Here is a 1,984-nt window from a genome sequence, read left to right as displayed (position 1 = left end):
CCGCTATCCACCCCCGACGCGACCCATTCCACCCCCCGTCAGTCCATGATCACCATGGCGTTGACATGGCAAAACGCCGGGTCATCTGCTATGTCACATGCGATGTTACAAGTCGTCACAGGGAGTCAAGCGTGTCGCTGGAAGGAGCGTGTCGCCAGCAATTGATCTTACTGTTGACGGCCGCTAGAAATCAGCGCCTGTGTCGGACATTGACCCCCCGCCCCTCCCCACGCCACGATGGTCGAGCAGTTTGCTCCAACTTCGAGCTAGGAGGCCTAGTGCACGCCGAATTTCTCGGCAAAGACCCCGAATCTACCGAGGGTGCATCCCCTACGCTGTTCGCCACGGACAGGGCTGACCGCGTGACCTACATCGCGCAGGGGTGGAAGGTCACCGACCCGCAAGCGCTCGCCGACATCGGTCCGGTACCCGACCACGAGACTTTGATCGAGATCCCCGAAGAAGTCCTTACGTTCTACGCTCGCCGCTACGCACAGGAGAAGGGGACGGACAACTGACCTTCATCGAGCCAGGCCCGGAGTTCGCCAAGCTCTTCGAGACCTTCGAGCACACGGCCTACCGGCTGGAGACACGAGACCGGTACAGCTCTCCCCGTGAGGTTGAACCGCTGCGCAAGTTCCTCGCCGGGGAGCCGGACGTCTCGTACCACGAGAACTGGCTGAGCATGGTCCGCCAGGCAACGGCCGAGGGGCGCCGGTTCTCCCGTGTACGGGTGGTGAGCTTTCCGCTCACCGACTACATCCGCTTCGGCATGTGGGTGGCGGGCTACACCCGCGAAGCGGGTGACGATATCCGCTACATCACCCGCGACCAGGCTGCCGAGCTGCCGAAGTACGACTACTGGCTGTTCGACTCCTGCAAGGTGCTCAAGATGCGCTTCACCGACGATGACCAGTTCATCGGTGGGGAGGTCATCGAAGACCCCGCCGAGATCGTGGAACACAACTACTGGCGTGATGCGGCGCAGCACCACGCTATCGACCGAGATGAGTTTGTTGCCAAGTATGAGCAGCGGGACGACCGGCATTGACGAAGCGCGCAACGCGCTAGGCAAACGACTCCGCGAGCTTCGGGTAGCCGCCAAACTATCCGGTAAAGAGCTCGCGGAGTCTTTGTCGTGGGCAGGTTCCAAAGTCAGCAAGATCGAGAACGGCAAGCAGACACCGACCGATGACGACATAAAGGACTGGACAAGAGCCACTAACTCAAAGAATCAAACAGCAAGTCTTCTCGCCGTGCTACACAACCTTGAGCTTCAACATGCCGAGTGGCAGCGGGTACTCAAAGCGGGCATGAAGTCCCACCAGCTCACGCTGTCGCAGCTTGACGAGAGGACCAAGTTCTATCGCGGATTCGAGAACACGGTAATTCCTGGGCTTACCCAGACGCCCGAATATGCCCGTGCACGCTTCGCCCAGGTCGTGATGGTGCACAAGGTGCCTAACGACATTAACGAGGCTGTGAAGGTCCGTATGCAGCGTCAGGAGATGTTGTACCGGCCAGATAAGCGCTTCCACTTCGTCATCACAGAAGCCGCACTTCGCTACCGTCTGGTCTCGCGGGACATCATGATCGGCCAGCTCGACCGGCTGATGGCGATGACCTCTATGCGTAACGTCAAGCTCGGGATCATCGACTTCAAGACCCAGTATGTCACCGATCCCCGGCACGGCTTCTGGGTGTTGGACGACCACCTTGTTCAGTTCGAGTCGTACTCGGCAGAAATCAACCTGAGGCAGCCGCAAGAGATCGAGCTGTACTCGGGCATCTTTGAGCACCTTGCCGCCGTCGCCAGCTATGGCAGAGAGGCACGAGCCATCATCAGTTGCGTCATGCGGGATCTGGCTGACGAAGCCGAGGAACTTGGCTCCTGATTTCCTCAGGTCAGATGGGTAAAAGTTTTTCGAGAAAAACCGAGAAATTTGCCTCTCAACTCGACTCGTCCTTCCTACTCTCCCGTGAG

The 1,984-nt window shown here is 59.0% G+C and carries 3 protein-coding genes; all 3 read left to right on the top strand.

Going from position 1 to position 1,984, the window contains the following annotated elements:
* Positions 1–278: 278 nt before the first annotated feature.
* From MJ783_RS17320 to MJ783_RS17310, 3 genes are read left to right on the top strand one after another with little or no spacing between them, the layout of a single operon-like run.
* On the top strand, positions 279–518 hold the full coding sequence (locus tag MJ783_RS17320) for a hypothetical protein (RefSeq protein WP_239311565.1): 240 nt from the start codon (positions 279–281) through the stop codon (positions 516–518).
* Complete coding sequence (locus MJ783_RS17315) at positions 515–1,051, top strand: DUF6879 family protein (RefSeq protein ID WP_370651664.1); 537 nt, start codon at positions 515–517, stop codon at positions 1,049–1,051. Before MJ783_RS17320 ends, MJ783_RS17315 begins: the two co-directional genes overlap by 4 nt.
* Entirely contained in the window at positions 1,026–1,895 is an 870-nt protein-coding gene (locus tag MJ783_RS17310) for a helix-turn-helix transcriptional regulator (protein ID WP_239311546.1), read from the top strand. The genes MJ783_RS17315 and MJ783_RS17310 overlap by 26 nt, the downstream gene beginning before the upstream one ends.
* Positions 1,896–1,984 lie beyond the last annotated feature (89 nt).

Origin of the sequence: Protofrankia sp. Cj3 (assembly GCF_917627355.1) — a bacterium.
GTDB lineage: Bacteria > Actinomycetota > Actinomycetes > Frankiales > Frankiaceae > Protofrankia.
Note: the sequence above shows the minus strand (reverse complement) of the source record. Positions and strands in the feature narration are given on the sequence as shown.